This window comes from Bradyrhizobium sp. 1200_D9_N1_1, from assembly GCF_052075915.1.
GTDB lineage: Bacteria > Pseudomonadota > Alphaproteobacteria > Rhizobiales > Xanthobacteraceae > Bradyrhizobium > Bradyrhizobium diazoefficiens.
The window spans coordinates 152,030-178,981 of the sequence record NZ_CP197226.1; the positions used below are offsets into that span (position 1 = coordinate 152,030).

Below are 26,952 nucleotides of genomic sequence, written 5' to 3' on the forward strand. Positions count from 1 at the left end.
GCGCTGCGCGCCGACCTCTCCCGCAAGCGGGAGAGGTGACCGAGTTCGCCGAGCGGCTGTCCTGCCTCTCATTAGCCGAGTTCGAAAATCTCGAACGCTCCCATCGATATGTTCTTCTGGATTTCCGCCCTTGACCGGCCAACATGGCGCGATCCGGCAGAGGTCACGACACGCAACACAGATGAGCCGCCGGGAACCGCGTGCGATCCGCGCACCTCGGGGAGGACACCATGAGCGTTGTCGGCATCGACACAGGCTTCGAGCTCGGCGCTGCGCCGTCCGTGCCGGACGAGATCTCGCGGCGGCTCGAGGCGATGCCGGGGTCGCCCTATGTCTGGCGCCTCGTCATCCTGCTCTCGCTCGGCGGCTGCTTCGAGATCTACGATCTGTTCCTCACCGGCTATATCGCGCCGGGCCTGAGCCGCAGCGGACTTTTGAGCACGACGACGCAGGCGTTCTTCGGCTTCGCCGGCATCGGCGCCTTCGTCGCCGCGACCTTTGCCGGCCTGTTCGTCGGCACCTTCTTCCTCGGCTTCCTCGCCGACCGCTTCGGCCGGCGCGCGATCTTCACCTATGCGCTGCTCGGCTACACCGCGGCCTCCGTGATCATGGCCTGCCAGACCTCTCCGGAAGGTCTGCTGTTCTGGCGTTTCCTCGCCGGCATCGGCATCGGCGTCGAGGTCATCACCATCGACGCCTACATCACTGAGCTCGTGCCAAGCCGGATGCGCGGGCGCGCCTTTGCGGTGAACCAGTCGATCATGTTCGTCGCCGTCCCCGTCGTCGCATTCCTCGCCTGGTGGCTGGTGCCGCTCGCGCCTTACGGTGTCGAGGGCTGGCGCTGGGTGGTGCTGATCGGCGCCGCCGCCAGCATGATCATCTGGGTGCTCAGGCTGTTCCTGCCCGAAAGCCCGCTCTGGCTGGCGCGGCACGGCCGCAACGAGGAGGCGCTTCGCATCCTAACGACGCTGGAGGCCGCCAGCGGCGGCGCCGGGTCGCGGCCCGCGACGTCGCCTGCGCGCCAGGCGGTGCGATCGACCACGAATGTCAGCTTCGCCGACCTGTTCCGCCCGCCCTATCTCTCGCTCGTGGTCCTGTTCATGGTGTTCAACCTCTGCCAGGCCTTCGGCTTCTACGGCTTCGCCAATTGGGTGCCGACGCTGCTGGTCGAGAAGGGCATCAACGTCACCAAGAGCCTGCAATATTCCTTCATCGTCGCCTTCGCCTATCCGATCGCGCCGCTGCTCGCTTCGAGCTTCGCCGACAAATTCGAGCGGCGCTGGATCATCGCCGGCGCCTGCGTCGCCATCATCGTCTTCGGCATGGCGTTCGCGCAACTGACCGAGCCGGCGCTGCTGATCGTCTGCGGCGTGCTGCTGACGGCCTGCAACACCACGATGTCCTACGCCTATCACGCCTATCAGACCGAGGTGTTTCCGACCCAGATCCGGGCACGTGCATCCGGCCTCGTCTATTCGATGAGCCGGCTAAGCGCGACGTTCTCGGGCTTCATCGTCGCCTACATGCTGAAGGAGGGCGGCGTCACCGGCGTGTTCGGCCTGATCACCGCGGCCATGCTGATCGTGGTGATCGCGATGGCGCTGTTCGGTCCGAACGTGCGCGGCAAACCGCTGGACGCGGTGTAGCCCGTGTCTCGCTCCGCGTTCGTCATTGCTTCGCTGCGCTCGCAATGACGGGGAGAGAGCGGACGAACAGCTTTCACCATTTCCGCGGAATAGCCCCTCACCCCAGCCCTCTCCCCGTCAGGACGGGGAGAGGGAGAGGATCAATCAGGCCGCGAGCAAATTCTGCAACGCGGCGCCATTGGGGACGCCGAGGCCGGAGCAGGCGTCCCAGCCGGGGCCGGCCTTGTACATGCCGTGCAAATCGCCGGTGATGTCGTTGTTGCCGACCGTGATGTCGCGGAACACGCCTTGCGCGTGCGAGGCGTAGATCAGCGGGTTGATGAAGCCGACCGTCTTGCCGAATTTCTTGGTCGTGGCCTCGTTGATGCGGGCGATCAATCCGGCCATCAGCGGTGCCACCGCGCTGGTGCCGCCGATCGTGGTGCCGACGCCGTTGAGGAAGATCTGGTAGCCGGTCGCCGGATCGGCGTCGCCGGCGACGTCAGGAACACCGCGCCCGACCGAGTGCGACGGCGACTTCGGGACGTGGGCATGGGCCTGGTAGGCCGGCCGCGGAAACACCACGCTGACGCCGCCGCCGCCCGCGCCACCCTGCGTCCCGCCGTTCCAGACCACCTCCTGGATGTGACCGTTCGGCGCCTTCAGGTTGGTGCCACCGCAGGCCAGCGCAAAGGGGCTCGAGGCCGGGAAGTCGGCGTGCGGCTTGCCGTCCCAATCCTCGCCCATATCGGCCGAGCCATTGTCGCCGGAGGCGACGCAGACGGTGACGCCCATCGCGGCGGCATCGCGGATCGCCTCGTTGAGGCCGTCGACGAATTGCTGCGAGCCGTCCTCGTCTTCCGGTCCGCCCCAGCTGATCGAGATCACCGAGGGTTTTCGCGCGGCGTCGTGGACGGCGGCTTTCACCGCGTCGATGAAGCCGTTGGTGGTGTTGGGCGCGAAATAGACCACGATCCTGGCGCCCGGCGCGATGGCGCCGGCCACCTCGATGTCGAGCACGACCTCGCCGTCGGCCTCGGAATGACCCGGCTTGTTGGCGCCGCCGTCGACGCTCGCGGGCGCGATCTGCGGCATCGGGATGCCCGCCTTCTTGAAGAAGGTGCGCAGGTCGGAGGTCTTGTAGCCGGCGCCCGTGGGATGGCCCTTCTGATCGATGTCGTTGAGCTCGATGATGGCGATGCACTGGCCGGCGCCGGTCTCGCCGCCCGGGAAGTTGTAGAGCTCTGCGATCTGTTCGACCGAGAAGCTGCCGCCCTGTGCGGCACGCGCCGTCGCACCCGTCTTCGCCATCTTGCGCCGGAAGTGCGGCTGCGCCACCGGGCGGTTGTCGAGGCCATGCACACCGACCACGATACCTTCGAGCTCGGCCGGGATCTGCACGCTGCCCTTGCGCATGCGATAGGTCGCGCCCTCGTGCCTGACCTTGTTGAGCTTGACGCCGAAGGCCGCGCTCATCGCCTTCACCGTACCGGTCAGCTTCACGGTGCGGGACGCCAGATGCACGCTCTTGACGTTGAGCTCGTGATGGTGGGCGAAGTCATCGATCCTGGCGACGTCGGCAGGGTCGGCGCCCATATGCTCGCCGAATTCGGCACGCGAGAGATATTGCCGCTCGCGCGGCGGTTGTGCGCCGAGCGCCATCACGGATTCGTCCTCCGCCGGCTGCGCGCGCATGGCACGGAGGCGAACGCTGATCTCGATTTCCTGCTTGGGATCGGCCGCGCCGACGAGCTTGGCCCCCTTCGGCAATTTCCTCGCGCTGTTCACCAGCGCAACTCGCTTAGTCGAGCTTGCCATGACTTCCTCCGTTTGTGATTGGAAGGCAGATTGTCGCACCTCAACTATAGGTGTAATCTCAGTCGCCACTTGGTTCAGACATTGCGCAAATTTTTTTCAGAATAACTGTTGTTTGACAGGAGAAATTGTCTGCGACCCGAACCGGCCTCGATTCGGTCAATAGCTCCGACCCATTCGACGCCAATGAATTCGATCTAGGATTGCACCCGTCGGCCCGACTGGCCGACCGATGGAAGACATTTGTCAAAATCAAATTGACGGAGACGATGCGATGTTAGCCGACCGCAAATGGGTTGAGAGAAATCTTGGTTTCGATCCGATCACGACACCGCCCCCGCCCGAGACCTTCGTGGTGAAACGCGTGAAGGATGCCGCGGCGAAGAAGACCGCAAAGGTCACCGCGGAAGACTTTCGGCGCGAGATCATCGATTTCGATTCCGAATCGGCCGAGGGCCGCGCGTTCATGGCCTTCTCGACCTCGACCGGGCTGTCGCGCTTCACCGACATTCCCTGGCCAAAGGGACTCGCGCCGCAGACCGGGCCGAAGCCGAAAGGCAATGGCAAGGGACCGCTGCCGCGCGCCGACGTGCTGGTCGTGACCTGGACCGTCGACGAGGGCCACGCGCTCAGCCGCGTGCTGACGCCGGGCAAGGATTCACGCAACGATTACGTGCCCTATACGCATAACTACGCCGCCATCTCCAAGAAGATGCGCAACGGCTGCCCGGCCAAGGAACTGAAGCGTCTCGGTACCTACTGGACCACAACGATCGGCAAGAAGAAATGCGTGATCTTCAAATCCGACTCGCACATGTCGCAGGACGGTCCGCGATTGCCGAACATCGACGTCTGGCGCCAGATCATCACCGAGGTGCAGCCGACGCTGGTCATCACCACGGGCACCGCCGGCGGTATCGGCAAGGCATTCGAGGTCGGCGACGTCGTCGTCAGCCCGATCGTGCGCTTCGACTGCCTGTCGAAATTCAAGAAGCAGCCCTTCGCGCAGGAACACTTTTCGAGCAGGCCCGCCGTGTCGAAAAAATTCGCGCAGGCCAAGACGCTGTTCAAGGCCAATGCCGGGCAATTGCCGAAGGACAATACCAGGGCGCCGAAGATCTTCGTCGTGAAGCCGAGCGGGCTGTCCTCCTCCGTGGTCACCACCGACTTCTTCGGCTTCGACACCTCGGACAATCATTTCCATCTCCAGGGACTCGGCGACGTCTCCGAGATGGGCGACGCCATCCTTGGCCTCGTGGCCCAGGAGATGGGCGAGAAGGCGCCGCGCTGGCTCGCGATCCGCAACGTCTCCGACCCGCAGATCAAGGCCGAGGGCACGCTGAAGCAGCAGGAGCAGGTCGCCGCCCAGATCTACAAGGGGTTCGGCCGCTGGAGCACGGTCTGTAGCGCCATCACCTGCTGGGCCAGTATCGCCGCGGAGCGGTAAGCCGCAGGGGCTGGCGGGTCAGCGTCCCTTGCCGAAGCGGCCCGGGGTGTCTACCTCTCGCGGGTGGTTTTCGTGAGAGGAACTCCCATGCTGGATGCCGCCGTGAAGGCGCTGTCGCAAATGATCTCGCCGCCGATGCGATCGATCCTGTGGCGATCGATCGGGCTTGCGCTCGTGCTGATCACCGTGCTGGCGATCGGATTGCAGCGGCTGCTCAGCTGGTTTGCGACCTATGGCGAGGTGTGGCTCGAGGGCCTGCTCGGTCCCGGCTGGCACACCTCGCTCGAGGTCCTGGCCTGGATCGTCTCGATCGCGGCGGGACTTGGCGTCGTGTTCGGGGCCGTGTTTCTGATGCCGGCGATCACCTCGCTGGTGGCGAGCCTGTTCGTCGACGATGTCGCCGACCATGTCGAGCGCGAACACTATCCCGCCGAACGGCCGGGCGTGGCGCTGCCCTTCAGCCAGGCGATCTACGAGGGCGTCAAGACCGCCTTGCTGACCATCCTGGTCTATCTGATCGCGCTGCCCTTCGTGCTGCTGGCCGGCGCCGGTTTCCTGATCTTCTTCCTCGCCACCGCCTGGCTGCTGGGACGCGAATATTTCGAGCTCGCTGCGATGCGCTTCCGCTCGCCGAAGGAAGCCAAGGCGATGCGGCGCGACAATGCCGCGACCGTCTTCGCCGCTGGCCTGATCATCGCGGCCTTCGTCTCGATTCCGATCGTCAACCTGGCGACGCCGATCTTCGGCATGGCCTTCATGGTCCACATGCACAAGCGGCTCTCCGGCCCGCGGCCGGAGCTGATCGAGCCGGCGCGGCAGATGCGGTGACGCTGGACTTAAGTCACCTGCGCCCCGCATTTGCGCAGCAGCATCTTGGCGAAGCCGAACGGCGCCGGCGTGAACGGGCCCGGCGGGGCGCGGGTGATCAGCGCGACGACGCCGAGCGCAGCCATCGCCAGCCAGAAGCAGAGCCAGAAGCCGTCGATATAGGCGAGCACATTGGCCTCGCGCTGGACGAAACTTGCGAGCGTCCCCACCGCGCGCGCCTGGGCCAGGCCGGCGCCATGGGCGGCGAAATGGTCGGCGAGCTGTTTCAGCGTCCGCACCACATCGACGTCGCCGACGCCGAGGTTCTGACCGAGATAGAAGGAATGGACCTGCTCGCGGACGCGCAGCCAGGTCCCCATCAGCGCCACGCCGATCTCGGCGCCGCCGAGCCGCATGATCTGGATATAGGCGGCGAACGACGTGGCGCGGCTCGGATCGGAGTTCGACAGCGCCATGATGATGATCGGCAACAGCGTCGTCGACTGTCCGACCGATTGCAGCAGCACGATGCCGATGAAATCTTCGCGCGCCCAGTCATGGGTGAGCTGGGTGCCCCAGAGGTTGGCGGCGGCAAAGCAGGCAAAGCCCAGCACCGTCACCACGCGCGCATCGAAATGACGCAGCAGCCAGATCGAAATCGGCACCAGCACGAACATCGGCAGCGCGCCGTAGGTCAACAGCAGCAGACCGCTCTGCTCCGGCCGGAGCAGGCCAACATTACCGAGGAAGTTCGGCACCAGCGATGAATTGGAAAGGGAAGTCAGCGTGTAGAGCAGGATCACCACCAGCGACAGCCCGATATTGCGCGAGAACAGCACGTTCACATGCGCCCAGGGTTGGCGCACCAGCGACTCGTTGACGAGGAAGCCTGCGAACAGCACCGCGCCGGCGGCGAGCAGCGCCATCACCGTGCCGGAGCCCAGCCAGTCCAGCCGGTTGCCCTGGTCGAGCCCGGCATAGATCATCGAGACCGAGGCGCCGAGCAGCAGCATGCCGCCCCAATCGGCGTCGCGCAGCAGCGCGCGGTTCACCGGCTCGCTCGGTGTGCCCAGATAGACCATCAGGCCCATCAGCGGCGCGATCACGACACCCTGCCAGTACAACCATTGCCAGCCGAGATGGTCGACGTAGAAGCCGACCAGCGAGCTCGACGTGTCCAACGCAAAGCCGACGCGGATCGAGTAGATCGAGATCGCCGGCAGCCACCAGCGGATCGGCAGGTTGCGGAACACGATCATCAGCGTCGCCGGTACGAAGGTACCGAGCAGCAGACCATGCACGACACTGAGCGCAATCAGCGTCGGATAATCGTGCACGAAGGGAATGATCAGCGAGACCGCGGCGTAGACCAGGCTGGGGATCCCGAGCACGCGCCTGAGCCCGAACGCCGTCGCGAGCCACGCCACCGCGGGCGCGATGAAGATCTGCGAGCCGATGCCGGCGGTGGAGAGCCAGGCGCCTTCGTCGAAGCTGAGCGAAAACGCGCCGCGCAGGTCGGGCAGTCCGACCGTGGTGAGACGGCTGTCGAAATTGGCGAGGAACGAGCCGAGCAGCACCGCCGCCACGGCGAACATGGGCTGTGGCGCGACGCCGCCGCGCGAGAGCGGTCCGCGATCGGAATCGTCATTTCCCGCCATTCGCGCCCGCGGTGTTGATGCTGGTGACGACCGACATGCCGGGCACGAGCCGTGCCGTTAGCTGCTGGTTGTCGTCGAGTTGAATCCGCACGGGAATGCGCTGCACCACTTTCGTGAAATTGCCGGTGGCGTTATCAGGCGGCAGCAGCGCGACCTGCGCGCCGGTCGCCGGCGCGATCCGCTCGACCCGGCCGCGCAGCTTCTCGCGCGGAAAACTGTCGACGGTGATCTCGACCGGCTGGCCCGGTGCGACGTGCGTGAGCTGGGTCTCCTTGTAGTTCGCGATCACATAGACCTTCGGCAGCGGCACCACGTTGATGAGGTTGGTGCCGATATTGACGTAGTCGCCGGGCTGCACCTGGCGCTCGCCGACGACGCCGTCGAACGGCGCCGATATCGTCGTGTAGCCGAGCTTCAGCCTCGCACTCGCCAGCGACGCCTTGGTGGCGTCGAGATCGGCGGCGCGCTGTTTCCTGGTGCCTTGCAGGACTTCGAGCTGATGCTGCTGGGCGGCGATCACGGCGCGGCTGGCGCGCACGTCGGCCTGCGCCTTGGCGTAGGCGGCGACCGCCTGCTCGAACCGCTGCCGCGTGCCGGACTCGGTCTGCGACAGTGATTGCTGACGCTCCTGCTCCTGCCGCGCCTCGACCTCAATGGCTTCGGCCGACAGCCGCGCGGCTTGCGCCTGCGCGATCGTCGCATATTGCAGCTCGACCTGGTTGGCCAGATTGTCGAGCGTGGCTTGCGCGGCGGCGACCGCGGCTTCGGACTGCGCGACCTGCGCCTCATAGTCCGCCGGATCGATCTGAATCAGGAGGTCGCCGGCCTTGACGCGCTGGAAGTCGGTCACCCCTACGGTCAGCACCTCGCCGGAGACACGGCTCGCCAGCCGCGTCAGCTCGGAGCGCACATAGGCGTCATTGGTGGTCTGGATCACCGCGTTGCCGACCCATTCGTCGAAGCGCAGCGTCGCCAGCGCGACGAAAGCGAGCGCGACGATCACGGCAAACAGCGGGATCGCGAACCGGCTCCACAGCGAGCTCGCTGGCCGCTGTGTAGGCTTGGGCGGCGGGGCGGGTGTGGCGGCAGGTGGTGGCGACGAGGCTTGTTCCTGCTGACTCACGGTATGCCCCCAAAGCCACTTTGCCCGAATGCGAATCTCACCACTGTCATTCCGGGATGGTCCGAAGGACCAGACCCGGAATCTCGAGATTCCGGGTTCGATGCTGCGCATCGCCCCGGAATGACAGACGATAGCTAATGCCTCACACCGTCTTCTCCGGCCATCGGCAGAGATCGTTGATCAGGCATACCTCGCAGCGCGGCTTGCGCGCGAGGCAAGTATAGCGGCCGTGCAGGATCAGCCAATGATGGGCATGCAGCATGAATTCGGCCGGGATCACCTTTTCGAGACCGAGCTCGACTTCCAGCGGCGTCTTGCCGGGCGCGAGCCCGGTGCGGTTGCCGACGCGGAAGACATGCGTATCCACCGCCATGGTGTGTTCGCCAAAGGCCATGTTGAGCACGACGTTGGCGGTCTTGCGCCCGGCGCCCGGCAACGACTCGATCTCGGCGCGCGTGCGCGGCACCTCGCCGCCGAACTCGCTGAGCACCTTGGCCGACAGCGCAATGACATTCTTCGCCTTGGTGCGATAGAGGCCGATGGTCTTGATGTATTCGCGCAAGGACTCCTCGCCGAGGTCGAGCATCTTCTGCGGCGTATCGGCGACCTCGAACAATGCGCGCGTCGCCTTGTTGACGCCGGCGTCGGTGGCCTGCGCCGACAGCACCACGGCGACCAGCAGCGTGAACGGATTGACGTGCTCGAGCTCGCCCTTCGGCTCCGGGTTGGCCTTGCGGAAACGGCTGAAGACCTCGCGGATCTCGGCGGGCGTCCAAGGTTTCATCGCTTTGAGCGATTTCTTCGCGGGGGCCTTCGGCTTCGCCACAGCCGCCTTTGCTTTTTTCTTAGGCACAGCTGCTTTGCGCGGGACCGGCTTGCGGGTGATTTTCGCCATGATCGGGATATACTGAGGGACGATGAGCACAGGCAACGAAATTGAGCGCAGGGACTCTGAAGATCAGAGCGAAGCTCAAATCTTCTCGGCGCTGCTGACGCCGCACCGCTCGCTGAACCGCACCGGCTTCCTCGCCGTGATGCTGTTCCTGAGCGCCGTCAGCTTCGTCACCGGCCTCGTCTTCCTGATGATGGGCGCGTGGCCGGTGCTCGGCTTCTTCGGCCTCGACGTGCTGGTGATCTGGTGGGCCTTCAAGGTCAATTTCCGCGCCGCGCGGGCCAGCGAGGAGATCGTGGTCACGCCCTCGGAACTGCGGGTGCGGCGCGTCAGCCATCGCGGCCAGGTCGCCGAATGGACGTTCAATCCGCTCTGGGTCCGGCTCGACCTGGAGATCGACGAGGATTTTGGCCTCGAACACCTCTACCTGATCTCGCGCGGCCGCCGGCTCCAGCTCGCCGGGTTTTTGGGACCTGAAGAAAAAACAAGCTTTTACAATGGCTTGGTTGAGGCGCTGAACGCCGCCAAGCGCGGACCGACCTTCAACCCCATTCGCTGAGTTCACGTCGGAAATCGGGTGGTTTCGCACCCTCCCCTCTCCTACATTTCCGGTCATGATGACACTCGCCATACATGACCAGCGCCTGACCAAGCCGGGCCACCAGAACGCCGCGCTGCGCGACTATGACTCGGTGCGCCGGGCGATCGCCTTCATCTCGGAGAACTGGCGCGCGCAGCCGACCATCGAGGCGATGGCGGATGCGGCCGGCGTCACGCCCGATGAGCTGCACCATCTGTTCCGCCGCTGGGCCTCGATCACGCCGAAGGCTTTCATGCAGGCGCTGACGCTCGACCACGCCAAGGGCCTGCTGCGGGATTCCGCGAGCGTGCTCGACGCCGCGCTCGACTCCGGCCTGTCGGGGCCGGGCCGGCTGCACGATCTCTTCGTCACCCACGAGGCGATGTCGCCGGGTGAATGGAAGAATGGCGGCGCGGGCCTCACCCTGCGCTACGGCTTCCATGCCTCGCCCTTCGGCACGGCCATCGTGATCGCGACCGATCGCGGATTGTCGGGGCTCGCCTTCGCCGATCCCGGCGAAGAGAAGGCGGCGCTCGCCGACATGACGCGGCGCTGGCGGAACGCAACTTACGTCGAGGATCACGAAGGCACAGCGCCGCTCGCCCAGCGCATCTTCGACACGAAGCTGTGGCGGCCGGACCAGCCATTGCGCGTGGTGATGATCGGCACCGATTTCGAGGTGCGGGTCTGGGAAACGCTCTTGAAGATCCCGATGGGCCGCGCGGTGTCCTATTCCGACATCGCCTGCAACATCAACAGCCCGAAGGCTTCACGCGCCGTCGGCGCTGCGGTCGGCAAGAACCCGGTGTCGTTCGTCGTGCCCTGCCACCGCGCACTCGGCAAGAGCGGCACGCTCACCGGCTATCACTGGGGCATCACCCGCAAGCAGGCGATGCTCGGGTGGGAAGCTGGGCAGCTGGGGATGCAGTGATTGTCTGATGTCGTTCCGGGGCGATGCAAGGCATCGAACTATGGTGCGCAACTGCGCGCCTGAGAACCTCGAGATTCCGGGTTCACCCTTCGGGCGCCCCGGAATGACGGCGTCTGTTACCCCGCCAGATCCAGCTTCGAGGCCACGGTCGAATCCGCATTCAGGCGGTAGATGATCGGCACACCCGTCGCGAGCTCGCGCTTCAGGATGCCTTCCGGCGACAGCTTTTCCAGCACCATGATCAGGGCGCGCAGCGAGTTGCCGTGGGCGGCGACCAGCGTGCGCTTGCCGTTGAGCACGCTGGGCAAAATCTCCTGCACGTAATAGGGCAGCGCACGCGCCAGCGTATCCTTCAGGCTTTCGCCGCCGGGCGGCGGCACGTCGTAGGAGCGGCGCCAGATCAGGACCTGGTCCTCGCCCCATTTCTTGCGGGCGTCGTCCTTGTTGAGGCCGGAGAGGTCGCCATAGTCGCGCTCGTTCAGCGCGAGGTTCTTCTCCGTGGGCAGACCCTTCTGGCCGAGCTCGCCGAGGATGAGGTCGAGCGTGTGCTGCGCACGCGTCAGCACCGACGTGTAGGCGACGTCGAACACGAGCCCCTGCGCCTTCAGCTTGCGGCCGGCTTCCCTGGCCTCGGCGACGCCCTGCTCGGTGAGATCAGGATCCTTCCACCCCGTGAACAGGTTCTTCAGATTCCATTCGCTCTGGCCGTGGCGGACGAGCACGAGAAGACGTTCGCTCATTGACTGCTTTCCGTTGCTTTCTTTCGTTCAGATATCGGCGAGGCCGAGCACGTCGGCCATGGAGTAGTGCCCCGGCTTCTTGCCATGCGCCCACAGTGCCGCCTTCAGCGCGCCATGCGCGAACAGCATGCGGTCCTCGGCCTGATGCGACAGCGTCAGGCGCTCGAACGGGCCGAGGAAGCTGACGCTGTGGTCGCCGGCCGCGGTGCCGCCGCGCAAGGAGGCGAAGCCGATGTTGCCGGGCTTACGTGCCCCGGTGATGCCGTCACGGCCACGGTCCGCATGCTCGTCGAGCGAGATGCCGCGGCCGGCCGCCGCGGCCTGGCCCAGCATCAGCGCGGTGCCGGAGGGCGCATCGATCTTCATGCGGTGATGGGTTTCGACGATCTCGATGTCGAAGCTCTGGTCGAGCGCCTTGGCGACGCGCTTGACCACCGCGGCAAGCAGATTGACGCCCAGGCTCATATTGCCGGACTGCACCACGACCGCGCGATTGGTGACGCTCTTGATCACGGCGTTGTCGGAACCCGAAAGCCCGGTCGTCCCGATGACATGCACAATGCCGCGCTCGGCGGCGATCGCGACGTTGGCGATGGTCGCGGCCGGCACGGTGAAATCGAGGATGCCGTCGGCCTCCTTCGACATCGCCCAGAGATCGGCCGAGAGCTTGATGCCATTGGCCGGCAGGCCCGCGAGCACGCCGGCATCCTTGCCGAGCATCTCGGAGCCCGGCGCCTCCAGCGCGCCCGCCAGCACCGCGCCTTTGCTCTCGGCAATCGCGCGCGTCAGCGCCCGGCCCATCCGGCCGCCGGCTCCAGCAACAATCAAGCGCATGTCGGACATGGTGTGATCCTCTTCGGGGCCGTTGTAGCGGGGGGACGCAGTTCCGGCAACCGAGGGGGACACCACCGTCATTCCGGGGCGATGCGCAGCATCGAACCCGGAATCTCGAGATTCCGGGTTCGCCCTTTGGGCGCCCCGGAACGACGGCCCCTGTCAGCCGTCCGACGGCTGTGCGCCGTCATAGCCCTCGATGATGATGAGGTCGGCGACCGAGTGCGGCTGGCGCACCTTGATGTTGGCCTGGTATTCCGGTGAGTTGTAGCAGGCGATCGCGGTCTCGTAGTCCGGGAATTCGATCACGACGTTGCGGGTGCGGCTGGCACCTTCGACGGTGGTGAACTTGCCGCCGCGGACGACGAAGCGGCCGCCCCATTTCTTGAAGATCGCGCCGTTGGCGACGGCATAAGGCTTGTAGCCCTCGTCACTGTTCACATCGACGCGCCCGATCCAGTAGCCTTTTGCCATTGTTCTTCTCCCTTGTTGTTGTCTCTATTTGAGCATGATCTCCGCGCAAACGCGTTCCGCGTTTGTCGCGATGGAAAACCGCTGCACACTTTGCGCTAACGCGGCCCTTCGGGTCCGGATCATGCTCCCAGCGCCTGCCCGATCTCGGCCTGGATGGCGTCTGCGATCGCCTTGGGCTCGGCGGCTTCCACCACCGGGCGCCCGACGACGAGATAATCGGCGCCCGCGGTGATCGCGCGGCCCGGCGTCATGATGCGTTTCTGATCGCCACTTGCCGAGCCCGCCGGCCGGATGCCGGGCGTGACGAGGCTCATCTGGTGGCCGACGATCTTGCGCAAGGCGCCCACCTCCTCGGGCGACGACACCAGCCCGTCGATGCCAAGCACCTGCGCCTGCTGCGCGCGCGCTTCGACGAGCTCGGCGACGCCGAGCCGGAAACCCGCCGCGTGCAGATCGTCCTCGTTGTAGGAGGTCAGGACGGTGACGGCGAGGATCTTCAGGTTCGAGCCGCCGCGGCCTTCGACGGCGCCCTTCATGGTCTGCGGATAAGCGTGCACGGTGAGGAAGGTCGCGCCCAGCCTGGTGATGCTCTCGACGCCTTGCGCCACGGTGTTGCCGATGTCGTGCAGCTTGAGATCGAGAAAGACCTTCTTGCCCTTGTCCGCGAGCCTCGCAACGAGCGGCAAGCCGCCGGCATAGGCGAGGCGATAGCCGATCTTGTAGAACGTGACGCTGTCGCCGAGCCTTGCGATCATCGCCTCCGCGGCATCAACGCTCGGCAGATCGAGCGCAACGATCAGGCGGTCCTTCGGGGCGATCTCGGCTGGCGTCATGTCACCTCACATCATGCGTTGGGAAATGTCGATCAACTGCGCTACCAGCTCCTTCAACGCGGCGATATCGCCCTCGTTCTTCAGCCTGTCCATATCGTCATAGGCCTCTCCGGCAAAGGCGAGCGTGAGCTGGCTGGCAATCACATTGGCGTGGCAGGAGGTCAGGATCAGCCGCAACGCCTGGAGCGCGCGGGCGGCGCCGAGCCGGCTCTGCGAGGCGCCGGCGAGCGCGAAGGCGCGGTTGCGGAACACCTCGCCGCGCGCCTCGTGCAGCTCATGCACGCGGCTGACCCAGTCGATCGCGTTCTTCAGCAGCGGCGGCACCGAGGCATTGTATTCGGGCGAAACGATCAGCACGCCATGATGCGCGCCGATCATGCGCTTGAGATTGATCGCGTGCTTGGGCACGCCCGACTTGGCCTGGAGGTCGCCGTCGTAGATCGGCAGCGGAAAATCGGCGAGCGAGATGCGGGTGACGTCGACGCCGGCCTGGGCGAATTCATAGGCGGCGAGCGCGGCCAGCTTCGCATTGTGCGAGCCGGTGCGTAGCGAGCCGGGAATGACCAGGATTTTGGGTGCGGACATCCGCTTCCATGCGTTCGGCGAAACGAGCCCGCCGCGCAAAGAGGAATGCCGGCGGAATTAATCCTTGCGATACACCCAGACGCGGGCCGGCGGAAGGTTCATCCAGATCCGTTCCGAAGCCTCTGTGGACACGCCGGGCAGCGATTTCGGGATCGGCGGCACCACCGCATAGGTGAACTGGACGAAGGGCGCGCCGGGCGCGAGCGCCGTGAAAGCGTCGCGAATGAGCCGCAACCGCGTCAGCATCGGTTTGGTGACCAGCGGCAGGCCGGAGACGACGGCGGATGCCGGCGCGCTCAGCACGTTCCAGAGCGTGTCGCGCAGGCGATAGGCATCGCCCTGCACGACCTTGGCCTGCGGATAGCGGTCGCGCAGCAGCGCGCAGAAGCCGGGATTGTACTCGACGAGGACGAGACGCTTCTGGTCGACGCCACGTTCGACCAGGGCCGAGGTGATGGCGCCGGTACCGGGGCCGAGCTCAACCACAGGGGCGTCCGAGTTGACGTCGACGTAATGCGCCATGGTCCGGGCCAGCAGCTTGCCCGACGGCATCACTGCGCCCATGTGGAGCGGCTTTTCGATCCACGATCTGAGAAAGCGCACCTCGTCATCGAGACGAGGCTTCTTCAACGCACGCGCGGACGATGGCAATGGCATGTCTGGACCGGACGGGACCGCAGGACGCGGCGTGTCAGAAAATGGTCATAAAGACGTATAGGCCGAAGGCGATACGGTCAAGACGAGTCAATTCGCCCGACTGCCGAAGAAATCCTTGACCTTGGTGAAGAAACCCTCGGATTCCGGCTGGGTGTTGCCGGAAGAGAGCTTTTCGAACTCGGCCAGCAATTCCTGCTGCTTCTTGGTGAGATTCTGCGGGGTCTCGACCACGACCTGAACGTACATGTCGCCGGTCTGGCGCGAGCGCAGCACCGGCATGCCTTTTGATGCAATGCGGAATCGACGGTTGGACTGGGTCCCGGCCGGCACCTTCACCTTGGCCTTGCCCTTCTCGATGGTCGGCACCTCGAATTCGCCGCCAAGGGCGGCCGTCACCATCGAGATCGGCACCCGGCAATGCAGATCGGCGCCGTCGCGCTGGAAGAACTGGTGCTGGGCCAGCGACAGGAAGATGTAGAGGTCGCCGGGCGGGCCGCCGCGGACACCGGCCTCGCCTTCGCCGGCGAGCCTGATCCGCGTACCGTCCTCGACGCCCTGGGGAATGTTGACCGACAGCGTCCGCTCGCGGGTCACACGGCCCTGACCCGAGCAGGACGGGCAGGCGTCCTCGATCATCTGGCCGCGGCCCTGGCAACCCGGACAGGTCCGCTCCAGGGTGAAGAAGCCCTGCGACTGCCGCACGCGGCCGGCGCCGCCGCAGGTCGAGCAGGTCTTCGGCTTGGTGCCGGCCTTGGCGCCGATGCCCGAGCAGGCCTCGCAGGTGACCGAGACCGGGATCTCGATCTGCGCGGTCTTGCCGCCAAAGGCTTCCTCGAGCGTGATTTCCATGTTGTAGCGCAGGTCGGCGCCGCGCTCGCGGCCGCCGCGGCCGCGCTGTCCGGCCATGCCGAACAGGTCCTCGAAAATATCGGAGAAGGAGGAGGCGAAGCCCGCGCCGAAACCGGCGCCGCCGCCAGGACCGCCCTGCTCGAAGGCCGCATGGCCGAAACGGTCATAGGCCGCGCGCTTGTCCTTGTCCTTCAGGACCTCGTAGGCCTCGTTGATTTCCTTGAACTTGACCTCGCTGGTGTCGTCCCCCGGATTGCGGTCGGGATGGAACTTCATCGCCAGCTTGCGGAACGACGACTTCAACTTGGATTCGTCGGCGTCACGTTCGACTTCGAGGGTCTCGTAGTAGCAGCGCTTGGTGGACGTGGACATGTTGAACTCGGTCTATCCAATCGCGATTCAAGTCGGGGCAAAACAATGCTGCCACGCGACGATATAGGCGTCCCTCCGCCTCGCGGCAGAGGGCAGCATGGCAGCGTTGAGAATAACGGCTGGAAATTGATCGATCGTAACGGGAGCGTAGCCCGCCGACCTCGACACGGGAGCCTCCCCCGCGAAGGGGGAGGCCGAAGGAGTGTGTGGGGTCCAAGCCGTCCGCATCATCACCCTCTTGGGGTTCAGGCGGACTTCTTGTTGTTCTTGTCGTCGTCGACTTCGGTGAACTCCGCGTCGACGACGTCGTCCTTGGCCGCGTCCTTCTTGGCGTCGGCCTCGGCCTGCTGCTTGTACATGGCCTCGCCGAGCTTCATCGAAGCCTGGGCCAGCGTCTGGGTCTTGGCCTTGATCGCCTCGGCATCGTCGCCCTTCAGCGCTTCCTTGAGGTCGCTGACGGCATCCTCGATGGCGCGGCGCTCGGTCTCGGCGACCTTCGAACCGTGCTCGGCGAGCGCCTTCTCGGTCGAATGCACCAGACCGTCCGCCTCGTTCTTGGCGGTCACCGCCTCGCGGCGCTTCTTGTCCGCTTCGGCATTGGCCTCGGCGTCCTTGACCATCTTCTCGATGTCGGCTTCCGACAGACCGCCGGAGGCCTGGATGCGGATCTGCTGCTCCTTGCCGGTGGCCTTGTCCTTCGCCGAGACGTTGACGATGCCGTTGGCGTCGATGTCGAAGGTCACCTCGATCTGCGGCATGCCGCGCGGGGCCGGCGGAATGCCCATCAGGTCGAACTGGCCGAGCATCTTGTTGTCGGCCGCCATTTCACGCTCGCCCTGGAAGACGCGGATGGTGACCGCGTTCTGGTTGTCCTCGGCGGTCGAGAACACCTGGCTCTTCTTGGTCGGGATCGTGGTGTTGCGGTCGATGATGCGGGTGAACACGCCGCCCAGCGTCTCGATGCCCAGCGACAGCGGGGTCACGTCGAGCAGCAGCACGTCCTTGACGTCGCCCTGGAGCACGCCGGCCTGGATCGCGGCACCGATCGCCACGACTTCGTCCGGGTTGACGCCCTTGTGCGGCTCCTTGCCGAACAGCTGCTTCACGACTTCCTGGACCTTCGGCATGCGCGACATGCCGCCGACCAGAACCACTTCGCCGATCTCACCGGCGGTGACGCCGGCGTCCTTCAGCGCCTTGCGGCAGGGCTCGACGGTCTTCTGGATGAGGTCGTCGACCAGCGCCTCGAACTTGGCGCGGGTGAGCTTCATCGTCAGATGCTTCGGGCCGGTCTGGTCCGCGGTGATGAAGGGCAGGTTGATCTCGGTCTGCGTCGTCGACGACAGCTCGATCTTGGCCTTTTCAGCGGCTTCCTTCAGGCGCTGCAACGCGAGCTTGTCGTTGCGCAGGTTGATGCCCTGCTCCTTCTGGAACTCGTCGGCGAGATAACCGACCAGGCGCATGTCGAAGTCTTCGCCGCCGAGGAAGGTGTCGCCGTTGGTCGACTTCACCTCGAACACGCCGTCGCCGATTTCGAGAATGGAGATATCGAACGTGCCGCCGCCGAGATCGTACACGGCGATCGTGCCGGTCTTGGTCTTGTCCAGACCATAGGCGAGCGCGGCCGCGGTCGGCTCGTTGATGATGCGCAGCACTTCAAGGCCCGCGATCTTGCCGGCGTCCTTGGTCGCCTGGCGCTGGGCGTCGTTGAAGTAGGCGGGAACGGTGATGACGGCCTGGTCGACCTTCTGGCCGAGATGGGCCTCCGCGGTCTCCTTCATCTTCTGCAGGATGAACGCCGAGACCTGCGAGGGCGAGTAGGTCTGGCCGTCGGCCTCGACCCAGGCGTCGCCGTTGGAAGCCTTCACGATCTTGTACGGAACGAGCTTCTTGTCCTTCTCGACCATCGGGTCGTCGTAGCGGCGGCCGATGAGGCGCTTCACTGCGAAGAAGGTGCGCTCGGGATTGGTGACGGCCTGGCGCTTGGCCGGCTGGCCGACGAGGCGCTCACCGTCGTCGGTGACGGCGACGATCGAAGGCGTCGTGCGCATGCCCTCGGAATTCTCGATGACTTTGGCGTTCTTGCCATCCATCACGGCGACGCACGAGTTCGTGGTGCCGAGGTCGATCCCAATGACCTTTCCCATGGTCCTGATATCCTTCTTTTTGCGGCAGGTTGGTTGGGCCCAGAAGGCACCCGAACCGAAACCCCCTAAGATCAAACATTCGCGATATTGCGATGGTTGAGGCTCATATAGGAGGGGGGGAGGGGCCCGCAAGGACCGAACGCAAGTTTCGGCCGTGAAAACATTGGGTTTTGGAAGATCATATCCGGGCCCAGCCGCCCTTGCGGGTGAGGAGTTATTAACAGGTCCGGGCTTCGGCAAGCCCCCGTTACCGCGATCCGGCCTGCCCTGTTGCGGCAGGGCCAAACCGGCTAAAAGGCGGACCGGCCGGAGCGCCGCACCCAGGCTGCTTCGCGCGACAAAGCGGCCCGGTGGCCGACCATCGAACGGCCTCAATGTGAACCAATCAGAGTGCCCATGAAGCTGATCCGTCCCCTCGCCGCGCTCGCCCTCCTCGCCGTCTCCGCGCTTCCGGCCTTTGCTGCCGACGCCGTTTTCCCGCCCGGACTGCGCCTCGGCATGGTGCCGCTGGTCGGCCTCAGCACGGCCAAGACCTTTCCGGGCTTCGAGAGCGAGGACGGCACCGTCAAGGTGCTGATCACCGAGCTGCCGCCGGCGGCCTATGGCGAGGTCGTGAGCGCCTTCAATTCCAATCCGGCCGGCACGGGCGGCGTCAAGCAGGACAAGATCGAGACCCCCGCGGGCCTTGCCTATTTCACCACCGAGAGCGGCAAGGCCGGCGAGACGGCGGTGAAACGCTATTCGATGATCGTGCCGGGCGCCGGCTTCTCCGGCTATGTCGCGGTGCAGATCCCGGAGAACGCGACCAAGATCTACACCGACGAGGCGGTGCGGCAGATGTTTGCGAGCACCGTGACCCGCAAGCAGGTCTCGGCCGAAGAGCAGATCGCGCTGATGCCGTTCAAGATCACCGATCTCGCCGACTTCAAGGACATCCGCACGCTGGCGCCGGGCTCCAGCATCATCCTGGCCGACGGCAACGAGAGCACGGGCTACGAGTCGAAGCCGTTCATGATCCTCGGCCTGATCGGCGCCACCCCGCAAGCCGCCGACGACCGCGCCCGCTTCGCCCAGGAGGCGGCGCTCCAGATTCCCGGCGTGCGCGAATCGCGCGTCACCATGTCCGAGCCGATCCGCATCAACGGCCAGCAGGGCTTCGAGACCCGGATCGACGGCGTCAGCGGCAAGGACAAGACCCCGGTGACCGTGGTGCAGTGGATCCGCTTCTCGAGCGGCGGCGCCTCGCTGCGCATCATCGCCAGCGCCCCGCGCGACCAGTGGCAAGCCGCCTTCACCCGCTTCCGCGCCGTGCGCGACGGCATCCAGCCGAAGGGGTAGCTGCATCCGCAAGCGAGATGCGCTCCCTCCCCCGCGTGCGGGGGAGGGTTGGGGAGAGGGTGTCTCAACAACGAAGACTCCCCCAGAGGAGAGAACCCTCACCCGGCGATACGCGCCGACCTCTCCCGCAAGCGGGAGAGGTGCACCGAGTACGCGGCTGAGCCCACCCTCTCACCAAAACCGGCTGCATTTTCGGGCTTCTGTTCGTGCACAAGCGGAACTAGGCTCCTGCCCAATCGAGTTCATCCTGGAGGGAGGCGAACGATGCTAGATCGGCGGCAAGTCTTGGCGGCGCTTGGGACGAGCGCCCTCGTAGCCCTCGCGCCAACCGCACTTCTTGCGGCCGCATCGATCAAGCCGGACGATGCGTCCGCGCTGCTCGTGATCGACGTGCAGAACTGCTTCCTGCCGGGCGGCAGCCTCGCGGTGAAGGAAGGCGAGCAGGTGGTGCCCGTCATCAACAAGATCTCGAAAGCGTTTTCGAATGTGGTGATGACGCAGGACTGGCACACGCCCGGCCACGTTTCGTTTGCGTCGGTCCACTCCGGCAAGAAGCCGTTCGAGACCATCGACCTGCCGTACGGCAAGCAGGTGCTGTGGCCCGACCATTGCGTGCAGGGCACTGACGGCGCTTCGCTGTCGAAGGACCTCGCAATCCCGCACGCCGAGCTCATCATCCGCAAGGGTTTTCACAAGGACGTCGACAGCTATTCGGCCTTCCTCGAAGCCGACGGCAAGACTTCGACCGGCCTCGCCGGCTATTTGAAGGGCCGCAAGATCAAGCGCGTCTTTGTCGCTGGCCTCGCGACAGATTTCTGCGTCGCCTGGACCGCGCTCGACGCGCGCAAGGCGGGCTTCGAAGTCTATGTCGTGGAAGACGCCTGCCGCGGCATCGACACGCAGGGCTCGCTGGCAAAAGCCTGGGCCGACATGGCCAAGGCCGGCGTGAAGCGGATTCAGTCGGCGGATATCGCGGCGAGCGCGTAAGACCAGCCATCAGTCGTTCCGGGGCGGCTCGAAGAGCCGAACCCGGAATCTCGAGATTCTCAGGTGCGCAGCTGCGCACCATAGTTCGATGCTTCGCATCGCCCCGGAATGACGTCAGAACTCAGTTCGCCGCTCAGTTCACTTCATTGCTGTTCGCCGCGGACGCAGCCTTCGCGCCGCCCTTGGCGACGCCAACGAGAGCCGGACGCAGCACGCGCTCGCCGATGGTGTAGCCGGCCTGCATGACCTGCACGACCGTACCGGCGGGCACCGACGCATCAGGCACTTCGAACATCGCCTGCTGGAAGTTCGGGTCGAACTTCTGACCCTGCGGATCGAACTTCTTCACGCCGTGCTTTTCCAGCGCGTTGAGCAGCGAGCGCTCGGTGAGCTCGACGCCCTCGATCAGCGAGGTCAGGCCGGGATCGGCCGCGGCGCGAGCCTCGGCGGGAACCGCGTCGAGCGCGCGCTGGAGATTGTCGGCGATGTCGAGCACGTCGCGGGCAAAGCCGGTGATGCCGTAGAGACGGGCGTCGGCGACCTCCTTGGTGGTGCGCTTGCGCAGATTTTCCATCTCCGCCAGCGTCCGCAGCATACGGTCGCGCGCCTCGGCGGCTTCCTTCTGCAACAGCTCGACCGAGCCCGGCTCGGGATCGTCGGGCATGATGTAGGGCTTCGACACCACGGGCTCGCCGGTCGGCGCGGTCGTGTCTTCGGGTTGCCGGTCTCGATCGGTCATCGGCTCTCTTTTCGAATTTGTCTCAGGGATTTTTCTGGCCCGGATATCGTGCTTCGGACGCCGAAAATCAAGCGCCCGTGATCGCCTCAGCCGCCGGTCAGCCCCCCAGAAGGCGGCTGACGATCCGGGCGGCGTAGTCCACGGTCGGGATCACACGGGCATAATTCAGCCGTGTCGGCCCGATCACGCCCAAAACGCCGACGATGTGGCCAGCGGCATCCCGATAGGGCGAGATGATGGTCGAGGAGCCCGACAAGGAAAACAGCTTGTTCTCCGAACCGATGAAAATCCGCACGCCTTCCGCGGTCTCGGCCCGGCCGAGCAGGTCGATGACGCCGCGCTTGGTCTCGAGGTCGTCGAACAAGAGGCGGACCCGCTCCAGATCCTCCAGCGCGTGCAAATCTTCCAGCAGATTGGCGTGGCCGCGGACGATGAGCTGGCGGTCCTCGTTCTCGCCGCCGGACCAGCTGGCGATCCCGGCCGAAATCACCTTCTGCGTCAGCTGATCGAGCTCGGCACGGGCCTCCCCGAGCGCGGTCTCGAGCTCGAGCCGCGCTTCGGCCAGGGTCCGGCCGCGAATCCGCGAATTGAGGAAATTGCCGGCCTCGGTGATCGCCGAGGAGGGAACTCCGGGTGGCAGCGTCAGCACGCGGTTTTCGACCTGGCCGTCCTCGCCGACCAGGATCACCAGCGCTTTTTCCGGTTCCAGCCGGACGAATTCGATGTGTTTCAGCCGCGCGTTGGATTTCGGCGTCAGCACCACGGCGGCGGCGCGGGTCAGGCCCGACAGCCGCGTCAGCGCCTGGTCCAGCGCCGCCTCGACCGACTGCGCCTGACCGACGGAGGTGAGCTGGCTCTGGATCGACTGCCGCTCGGCGTCATTGAGGTCGCCCACCTGCATCAAGGCGTCGACGAAGAAGCGCAGGCCGAGTTCCGTCGGCAGCCGGCCGGCGGACGTATGCGGGGCATAGATCAGGCCGAGTTGTTCCAGATCGGCCATGACGTTGCGAACCGAGGCCGGCGACAGCGGCATCGCGATCAGCCGGGAAATATTGCGTGAGCCCACCGGCTCGCCGGTCGCGAGATAGCTTTCGACAATTTGACGAAAGATGTCGCGGGACCGCTCATTCAGCTGGGCGAGCCCTGCGCGCGGCGCGATCAGATGGATCGGATCGTGATGGGCCACAGACAGCAACTCCTCTCAGATGCTTATAATTTGGCCATCCGGGAGGTCCCTGACAAGCGTGGTTTTGCACTTGCTCGACAGTTGCTTGGGGACCGAAAAGGCCTTGCCGCTCACCCTCACCCCACCTACAAGCACCGCGAACAGCCTATTCCCGTGAGTTTTGGAGGATTTCCCATGCGGCCAAGCCGCCGTGCGCCCGACGAATTGCGCCCCGTGACGCTGGAGCGCGGCGTGGTCAAATATGCGGAAGGCTCCTGCCTGGTGAAATTCGGCGACACCCATGTGCTGGTCACCGCCACGCTGGAGGACCGCCTGCCGCCGTGGCTGAAGGGCCAGGGCCGCGGCTGGGTCACCGCGGAATACGGCATGCTGCCGCGCGCGACCTCGGAACGCACCCGCCGCGAGGCCTCCGCCGGCAAGCAGAGCGGCCGCACCGTCGAGATCCAGCGCCTGATCGGCCGCTCGCTTCGCACCATCATCAATCTCGAAGCGCTCGGCGAGCGCCAGATCACGGTCGATTGCGACGTGCTCCAGGCCGACGGCGGCACGCGCACGGCCTCGATCACCGGCGCCTGGGTCGCGCTCGCCGATTGCGTCAACTGGATGAAGGCGCGCAACATGGTCAAGGCCAACGTGCTGCGCGACAACGTCGCCGCGATCTCCTGCGGCATCTACAATGGCACGCCCGTGCTCGACCTCGACTATGCCGAGGATTCGGAAGCCCAGACCGACGCCAATTTCGTCATGACCGGCGATGGCCGCATCATCGAGGTGCAGGGCACCGCGGAACGCGAACCGTTCACACAAGACGAGCTCCTGGCGCTGATGGCGCTGGCCCAGAAGGGTATCGCGCGCCTCGTGGACTTGCAGAAACTGGCCGTCGCGTAGTCAATAGGCCCATGCACCGCCGAATCACCGGAAAGCTCGTCATCGCCACCCACAATCCCGGCAAGCTCGCCGAGATGAAGGAGCTTTTGGCGCCTTACGGCATCGAGGCGGTGTCGGCCGGCGAGCTCGGCCTTTCCGAGCCGGACGAGACCGGCAACGATTTCCGCAGCAACGCCGCGATCAAGGCTATCGCGGCCGCGCACGCGTCCAAGCTTCCGTCCTTCGCCGATGATTCCGGCATCGTGGTCGACGCGCTCGACGGCGCGCCCGGCATCTACAGTGCGCGCTGGGCCGGACCGACCAAGGATTTCACCGCGGCGATGACGCGGATCGAGCGCCTGTTGCAGGAGCGCGGCGCGACCGCGCCCGACAAGCGCAAGGCGCACTTCGTCTCCGCGCTCTGCGTCGCCTGGCCCGACGATCATCTCGAAGAGGTCGAGGCGCGCGTCGACGGCACGCTGGTCTGGCCGCCGCGCGGCACCGCCGGCTTCGGCTATGATCCGATGTTTCGGCCCGACGGTCACACGCGCACCTTCGGCGAGATGACCAGCATCGAGAAGCACGGCCTGCCGCCGCTCGGCCTTGCCCTGTCGCACCGTGCCCGCGCCTTCGTGAAACTGGCGGAGATCTGCCTTGAGCCGCGCTAACGAAGCCTTCGGCGTCTACGTGCACTGGCCGTTCTGCCTGTCGAAGTGCCCCTATTGCGACTTCAACAGCCATGTCCGCCATGCCGCGATCGACGAAGCGCGCTTCGCCTCCGCCTTCGCGCGCGAGATCGAAACGACCGCGCAGCGCGCGCCCGGCCGCGAGGTCACCTCGATCTTCCTCGGCGGCGGCACGCCGTCGCTGATGCAGCCCGCGACCGTCGGCGCCGTGCTCGATTCGATCGGCAAGCACTGGCAGGTCGCTCGTGATGTCGAAGTCACGCTGGAAGCGAACCCGACCAGCGTCGAGGCCACGCGCTTCGCCGGCTATCGCGCTGCCGGCGTCAACCGCGTCTCGCTCGGCGTGCAGGCGCTCGACGATGCTTCGCTGAAGGCGCTAGGCCGCATGCACAGCGCGCGCGAAGCGCTGGACGCGGTCGCCATCGCGCGCCGCTCGTTCGAGCGTTATTCGTTCGACCTGATCTACGCCCGCCCCGACCAGACGCCGGCGATGTGGGCCGATGAACTGCGCCTTGCGATCGCGGAGGCGGCCGAGCATCTGTCGCTCTATCAATTGACGATCGAGGAGGGCACGCCGTTCTTCGGCCTGCACCAGGCCGGCAAATTGAAGACGCCGGACGAGGCGGTCGCGCGCGCGCTCTACGACGTCACGCAGGAAACCTGCGACAAGCTCGGCCTGCCCGCTTACGAGATCTCCAATCACGCGCGGCGCGGCGCCGAATGCCGGCACAATCTGGTCTACTGGCGCGGCGACGAATATGCCGGCATCGGCCCCGGCGCGCACGGCCGGCTCGACATCGACGGGATCAGGCACGCCACCGCCACCGAGAAGCGTCCCGAAGCCTGGCTGTTGCGGGTCGAGACCAACGGCCACGGCGTCGTCACCGACGATCTCCTCAACAGCGAGGAGCGCGCCGATGAATTTTTGCTGATGGGACTCCGTCTCGCCGAAGGCATCGATCCCGAACGCTACACCGCCCTCTCCGGCCGCGCGCTCGACCCCAAGCGCATCGCGCTGCTGCGTGAGGAAGGCGCGATCACGGTCGATGCGACGGGACGGCTGCGCGTGACCAGCAGCGGATTCCCGGTGCTGGATGCGGTGGTCGCGGATCTGGCGGCCTGAGCTCTCTCCCCATCGTCGTCCTGGCGAAAGCCAGGACCCATTACCCCAGGGAGGAGTTTGGCGAAGAGTCCCAATTATTCTCGCACTGTAGTCACTCGATAGATCACGCGGTATGGGTCCTGGCTTTCGCTAGGACGACGGCGAAAGAACAGCTAAGCCCCAAAACTCTTCGGCGAACCCGCGACCGCGACGCCGCCGCCGGTCGTCACCTTCATCACCGCAAGGCCGCGTTCGTTGGTGCCGTCGGCGCGGAAGCGGAATAGGCCGTCGATGCCGGCAAAGCCCGAGGGGTTGGTGAGCACGTCGGACGAGAAACGGGTGGTGCCCTGCGTGCGCGCGAGCGCGGCGACGAGGGCGACCGCGTCATAGGCGAGCGTTGCGGTGCGAATCGGCTCGGCGCCGTATTTGGTGCGGTAGCGGCCGGAGAAGGCGCGGAAGCCGGCGGGATCGGGCGCCGCGTAGAGGCCGCCTTGCAGGCTCGCATTCGCGTAGACGCGCGGATTGTCCCACAGGCCGGTGCCGAGCAGCTGGATGTTGCGCAAGTTCGCGCCGGCGGCCGTCATCGCATCGGCGACCGTCACCACCGCATCGCCGTCATCGGCGATGAACAGCGCATCCGCGCTGCCGAGCTGCTGCGCCACGGCGCGCGCCGGCGTGGCGCGGTCGGCGCCGTATTTCTCGAACGCGACGATGCGGCCGCCGCGCCGCGGCACCGCCGCCTTCACCGCGGCCTCGACCACATTGCCATAGGCATTGTCGGGCACGAGCACGGCGACGGAGCGTTTTCCCATGCTGGCGGAATATTCGACGATGCGATTGACGTCGGACTCCGGCAGGAATGAGAGCAGATAGACGCCGCGGCCGGCGATGCTGGAATCGGTCGAGAACGCGATCACGGAAATGCCGCGCGTGCGCGCGACCTGCGCCACCGCCGGCACCGACTGCGCGAACAGCGGTCCCAAAATGATCTCGGCGCCTTCGTCGATCGCCTGCTGCGCACCGGCCTGCGCGCCTTGCGGGCTGCCGTTGTCGTCCTTGATCAGGAGCTGGATGTTCGGATTCTGGAATTCGGCCAGCGCCATCTCGGCGGCGTTGCGCATGGATTGCGCGGCGAGGCCGGCGTTGCCGGCGGCCGAGAGCGGCAGGATCACGGCAACCTTCACCCCGCCGGTGCCGGCGGTGGTGGCCTGTTGCGGCGGCCCGGCCGGCTGAGCCGGGGGCGTAGAGGAGCTGCTGAAGGGATTAGAGAACTGGCTCAGGCTCTGCTGCACGCCGGCGCAGGCCGACAGCAAGGGCGCACCGAGCAACAGGCCGAGCGCGCTCCGCCGGGTCGCACCCGACGATTGGGGCCCCGGATCGGGAGATTTTGGATGACGCGGGCCCAGCATGGTGGCTTCTCTTCTGACCTGCCGTCGCCGGCCGGTCACAACAAACTTGTCGCGACAGAAGCCGCGGATTCAGGCATATTGTCGGCAAATAGTTAACCAAAACAAAAGGATAATGACCGCTTAACGCGACCGTCCCTCAAGTCCCGGCCAGCTGTCCGCCGTCGGTCACCCAGCATCAAGGCGGCGTTTCCGCCGCGAATATGGCGCTGACGCTGCATTCCCTCTGGAATGTGATGCCGGATGGATCACATTCCACTCCTCTTCAGTCC

25 protein-coding genes are annotated in these 26,952 nt (G+C 65.6%); 10 read left to right on the forward strand and 15 right to left on the reverse strand.

The genetic code is table 11. The annotated features are described in order from the left end of the window. The first annotated feature begins 230 nt into the window (after nucleotides 1-230). The gene (locus tag AB5K84_RS00690) at nucleotides 231-1,646 is read left to right on the forward strand and encodes an MFS transporter (protein WP_038965138.1); all 1,416 of its coding nucleotides are present in this window, start codon (nucleotides 231-233) and stop codon (nucleotides 1,644-1,646) included. Between the two features lie 144 nt (nucleotides 1,647-1,790). Here AB5K84_RS00690 and AB5K84_RS00695 read toward each other — a convergent pair whose 3' ends face one another. Further along, nucleotides 1,791-3,443 carry a S53 family peptidase gene (locus AB5K84_RS00695; protein ID WP_038965137.1) on the reverse strand — a complete coding sequence of 551 codons (1,653 nt, stop codon included), beginning with the start codon at nucleotides 3,441-3,443 and terminating at the stop codon, nucleotides 1,791-1,793. Between the two features lie 271 nt (nucleotides 3,444-3,714). Between AB5K84_RS00695 and AB5K84_RS00700 the strand changes: the two genes are divergently transcribed. Together AB5K84_RS00700 and AB5K84_RS00705 are read left to right on the forward strand one after the other, a co-directional pair. Continuing rightward, nucleotides 3,715-4,887, forward strand: coding sequence for a phosphorylase family protein (locus AB5K84_RS00700; RefSeq protein ID WP_038965136.1), 1,173 nt, complete (start codon nucleotides 3,715-3,717; stop codon nucleotides 4,885-4,887). A gap of 87 nt (nucleotides 4,888-4,974) precedes the next feature. After that, nucleotides 4,975-5,715 (forward strand): sulfate transporter family protein, encoded by a 741-nt coding sequence (locus tag AB5K84_RS00705; protein ID WP_011083518.1) that lies wholly within the window; start codon nucleotides 4,975-4,977, stop codon nucleotides 5,713-5,715. An 8-nt stretch (nucleotides 5,716-5,723) separates the two neighbouring features. Here AB5K84_RS00705 and AB5K84_RS00710 read toward each other — a convergent pair whose 3' ends face one another. The 3 genes from AB5K84_RS00710 to nth all read right to left on the reverse strand — a co-directional run bounded on the left by AB5K84_RS00710 (nucleotide 5,724) and on the right by nth (nucleotide 9,370). Then, on the reverse strand, nucleotides 5,724-7,352 hold the full coding sequence (locus AB5K84_RS00710; protein WP_011083517.1) for an MFS transporter: 1,629 nt from the start codon (nucleotides 7,350-7,352) through the stop codon (nucleotides 5,724-5,726). Further along, nucleotides 7,339-8,475 (reverse strand): HlyD family secretion protein, encoded by a 1,137-nt coding sequence (locus tag AB5K84_RS00715; protein WP_038965135.1) that lies wholly within the window; start codon nucleotides 8,473-8,475, stop codon nucleotides 7,339-7,341. Before AB5K84_RS00715 ends, AB5K84_RS00710 begins: the two co-directional genes overlap by 14 nt. A gap of 142 nt (nucleotides 8,476-8,617) precedes the next feature. Next, nucleotides 8,618-9,370, reverse strand: coding sequence for an endonuclease III (nth, locus tag AB5K84_RS00720; RefSeq protein WP_038965134.1), 753 nt, complete (start codon nucleotides 9,368-9,370; stop codon nucleotides 8,618-8,620). A 22-nt stretch (nucleotides 9,371-9,392) separates the two neighbouring features. Between nth and AB5K84_RS00725 the strand changes: the two genes are divergently transcribed. Further along, entirely contained in the window at nucleotides 9,393-9,926 is a 534-nt protein-coding gene (locus tag AB5K84_RS00725) for a DUF2244 domain-containing protein (RefSeq protein ID WP_011083514.1), read from the forward strand. Nucleotides 9,927-9,981: 55 nt separating this feature from the next. Beyond that, nucleotides 9,982-10,878: a methylated-DNA--[protein]-cysteine S-methyltransferase gene (locus AB5K84_RS00730; protein ID WP_011083513.1), complete on the forward strand. Its 897-nt coding sequence runs from the start codon at nucleotides 9,982-9,984 to the stop codon at nucleotides 10,876-10,878. A gap of 116 nt (nucleotides 10,879-10,994) precedes the next feature. Here the strand turns inward: AB5K84_RS00730 and AB5K84_RS00735 are convergent, their stop codons facing one another. The 8 genes from AB5K84_RS00735 to dnaK all read right to left on the reverse strand — a co-directional run bounded on the left by AB5K84_RS00735 (nucleotide 10,995) and on the right by dnaK (nucleotide 18,369). Further along, the gene (locus AB5K84_RS00735; RefSeq protein WP_011083512.1) at nucleotides 10,995-11,618 is read right to left on the reverse strand and encodes a 2,3-bisphosphoglycerate-dependent phosphoglycerate mutase; all 624 of its coding nucleotides are present in this window, start codon (nucleotides 11,616-11,618) and stop codon (nucleotides 10,995-10,997) included. 27 nt (nucleotides 11,619-11,645) lie between these two features. Continuing rightward, entirely contained in the window at nucleotides 11,646-12,461 is an 816-nt protein-coding gene (gene dapB, locus AB5K84_RS00740; RefSeq protein ID WP_038965144.1) for a 4-hydroxy-tetrahydrodipicolinate reductase, read from the reverse strand. Nucleotides 12,462-12,614: 153 nt separating this feature from the next. Beyond that, the gene (locus AB5K84_RS00745; RefSeq protein ID WP_011083510.1) at nucleotides 12,615-12,926 is read right to left on the reverse strand and encodes a DUF1330 domain-containing protein; all 312 of its coding nucleotides are present in this window, start codon (nucleotides 12,924-12,926) and stop codon (nucleotides 12,615-12,617) included. A 119-nt stretch (nucleotides 12,927-13,045) separates the two neighbouring features. Further along, nucleotides 13,046-13,759: an orotidine-5'-phosphate decarboxylase gene (gene pyrF, locus AB5K84_RS00750; protein ID WP_011083509.1), complete on the reverse strand. Its 714-nt coding sequence runs from the start codon at nucleotides 13,757-13,759 to the stop codon at nucleotides 13,046-13,048. 6 nt (nucleotides 13,760-13,765) lie between these two features. Further along, entirely contained in the window at nucleotides 13,766-14,344 is a 579-nt protein-coding gene (locus AB5K84_RS00755) for an NADPH-dependent FMN reductase (protein WP_011083508.1), read from the reverse strand. 57 nt (nucleotides 14,345-14,401) lie between these two features. Continuing rightward, on the reverse strand, nucleotides 14,402-15,001 hold the full coding sequence (locus tag AB5K84_RS00760; RefSeq protein WP_007598495.1) for a class I SAM-dependent methyltransferase: 600 nt from the start codon (nucleotides 14,999-15,001) through the stop codon (nucleotides 14,402-14,404). A gap of 87 nt (nucleotides 15,002-15,088) precedes the next feature. After that, a complete protein-coding gene (gene dnaJ, locus AB5K84_RS00765) occupies nucleotides 15,089-16,222 on the reverse strand; it encodes a molecular chaperone DnaJ (RefSeq protein WP_011083507.1) in 1,134 nt (377 codons plus the stop codon). Between the two features lie 245 nt (nucleotides 16,223-16,467). Then, a complete protein-coding gene (gene dnaK / locus AB5K84_RS00770) occupies nucleotides 16,468-18,369 on the reverse strand; it encodes a molecular chaperone DnaK (protein ID WP_011083506.1) in 1,902 nt (633 codons plus the stop codon). A gap of 396 nt (nucleotides 18,370-18,765) precedes the next feature. Here dnaK and AB5K84_RS00775 point away from each other — a divergent pair, with 396 nt between their 5' ends. Continuing rightward, the gene (locus AB5K84_RS00775; RefSeq protein WP_038965133.1) at nucleotides 18,766-19,707 is read left to right on the forward strand and encodes a hypothetical protein; all 942 of its coding nucleotides are present in this window, start codon (nucleotides 18,766-18,768) and stop codon (nucleotides 19,705-19,707) included. A 264-nt stretch (nucleotides 19,708-19,971) separates the two neighbouring features. Next, nucleotides 19,972-20,694, forward strand: coding sequence for a bifunctional nicotinamidase/pyrazinamidase (pncA, locus tag AB5K84_RS00780; RefSeq protein WP_011083504.1), 723 nt, complete (start codon nucleotides 19,972-19,974; stop codon nucleotides 20,692-20,694). Between the two features lie 133 nt (nucleotides 20,695-20,827). Here the strand turns inward: pncA and grpE are convergent, their stop codons facing one another. Both grpE and hrcA read right to left on the reverse strand, forming a co-directional pair. Further along, nucleotides 20,828-21,433 carry a nucleotide exchange factor GrpE gene (grpE, locus tag AB5K84_RS00785; RefSeq protein WP_011083503.1) on the reverse strand — a complete coding sequence of 202 codons (606 nt, stop codon included), beginning with the start codon at nucleotides 21,431-21,433 and terminating at the stop codon, nucleotides 20,828-20,830. 97 nt (nucleotides 21,434-21,530) lie between these two features. After that, nucleotides 21,531-22,619, reverse strand: coding sequence for a heat-inducible transcriptional repressor HrcA (hrcA, locus tag AB5K84_RS00790; RefSeq protein ID WP_011083502.1), 1,089 nt, complete (start codon nucleotides 22,617-22,619; stop codon nucleotides 21,531-21,533). A gap of 174 nt (nucleotides 22,620-22,793) precedes the next feature. On the opposite strand from hrcA, the gene rph reads away from it, so the two are divergent. Genes rph through hemW form a run of 3 tightly spaced genes read left to right on the forward strand, consistent with a single transcriptional unit; the run spans nucleotide 22,794 to nucleotide 25,295 of the window. Next, entirely contained in the window at nucleotides 22,794-23,507 is a 714-nt protein-coding gene (gene rph, locus AB5K84_RS00795; protein WP_011083501.1) for a ribonuclease PH, read from the forward strand. A gap of 11 nt (nucleotides 23,508-23,518) precedes the next feature. Next, complete coding sequence (gene rdgB / locus AB5K84_RS00800; RefSeq protein WP_011083500.1) at nucleotides 23,519-24,154, forward strand: RdgB/HAM1 family non-canonical purine NTP pyrophosphatase; 636 nt, start codon at nucleotides 23,519-23,521, stop codon at nucleotides 24,152-24,154. Continuing rightward, nucleotides 24,141-25,295, forward strand: a complete 1,155-nt coding sequence (hemW, locus tag AB5K84_RS00805) for a radical SAM family heme chaperone HemW (protein WP_028172453.1) — start codon at nucleotides 24,141-24,143, stop codon at nucleotides 25,293-25,295. The genes rdgB and hemW overlap by 14 nt, the downstream gene beginning before the upstream one ends. Nucleotides 25,296-25,447: 152 nt before the next feature. On the opposite strand, the gene AB5K84_RS00810 is transcribed toward hemW, so the two are convergent. Beyond that, nucleotides 25,448-26,683 (reverse strand): penicillin-binding protein activator, encoded by a 1,236-nt coding sequence (locus tag AB5K84_RS00810; protein ID WP_051000235.1) that lies wholly within the window; start codon nucleotides 26,681-26,683, stop codon nucleotides 25,448-25,450. Nucleotides 26,684-26,952 lie beyond the last annotated feature (269 nt).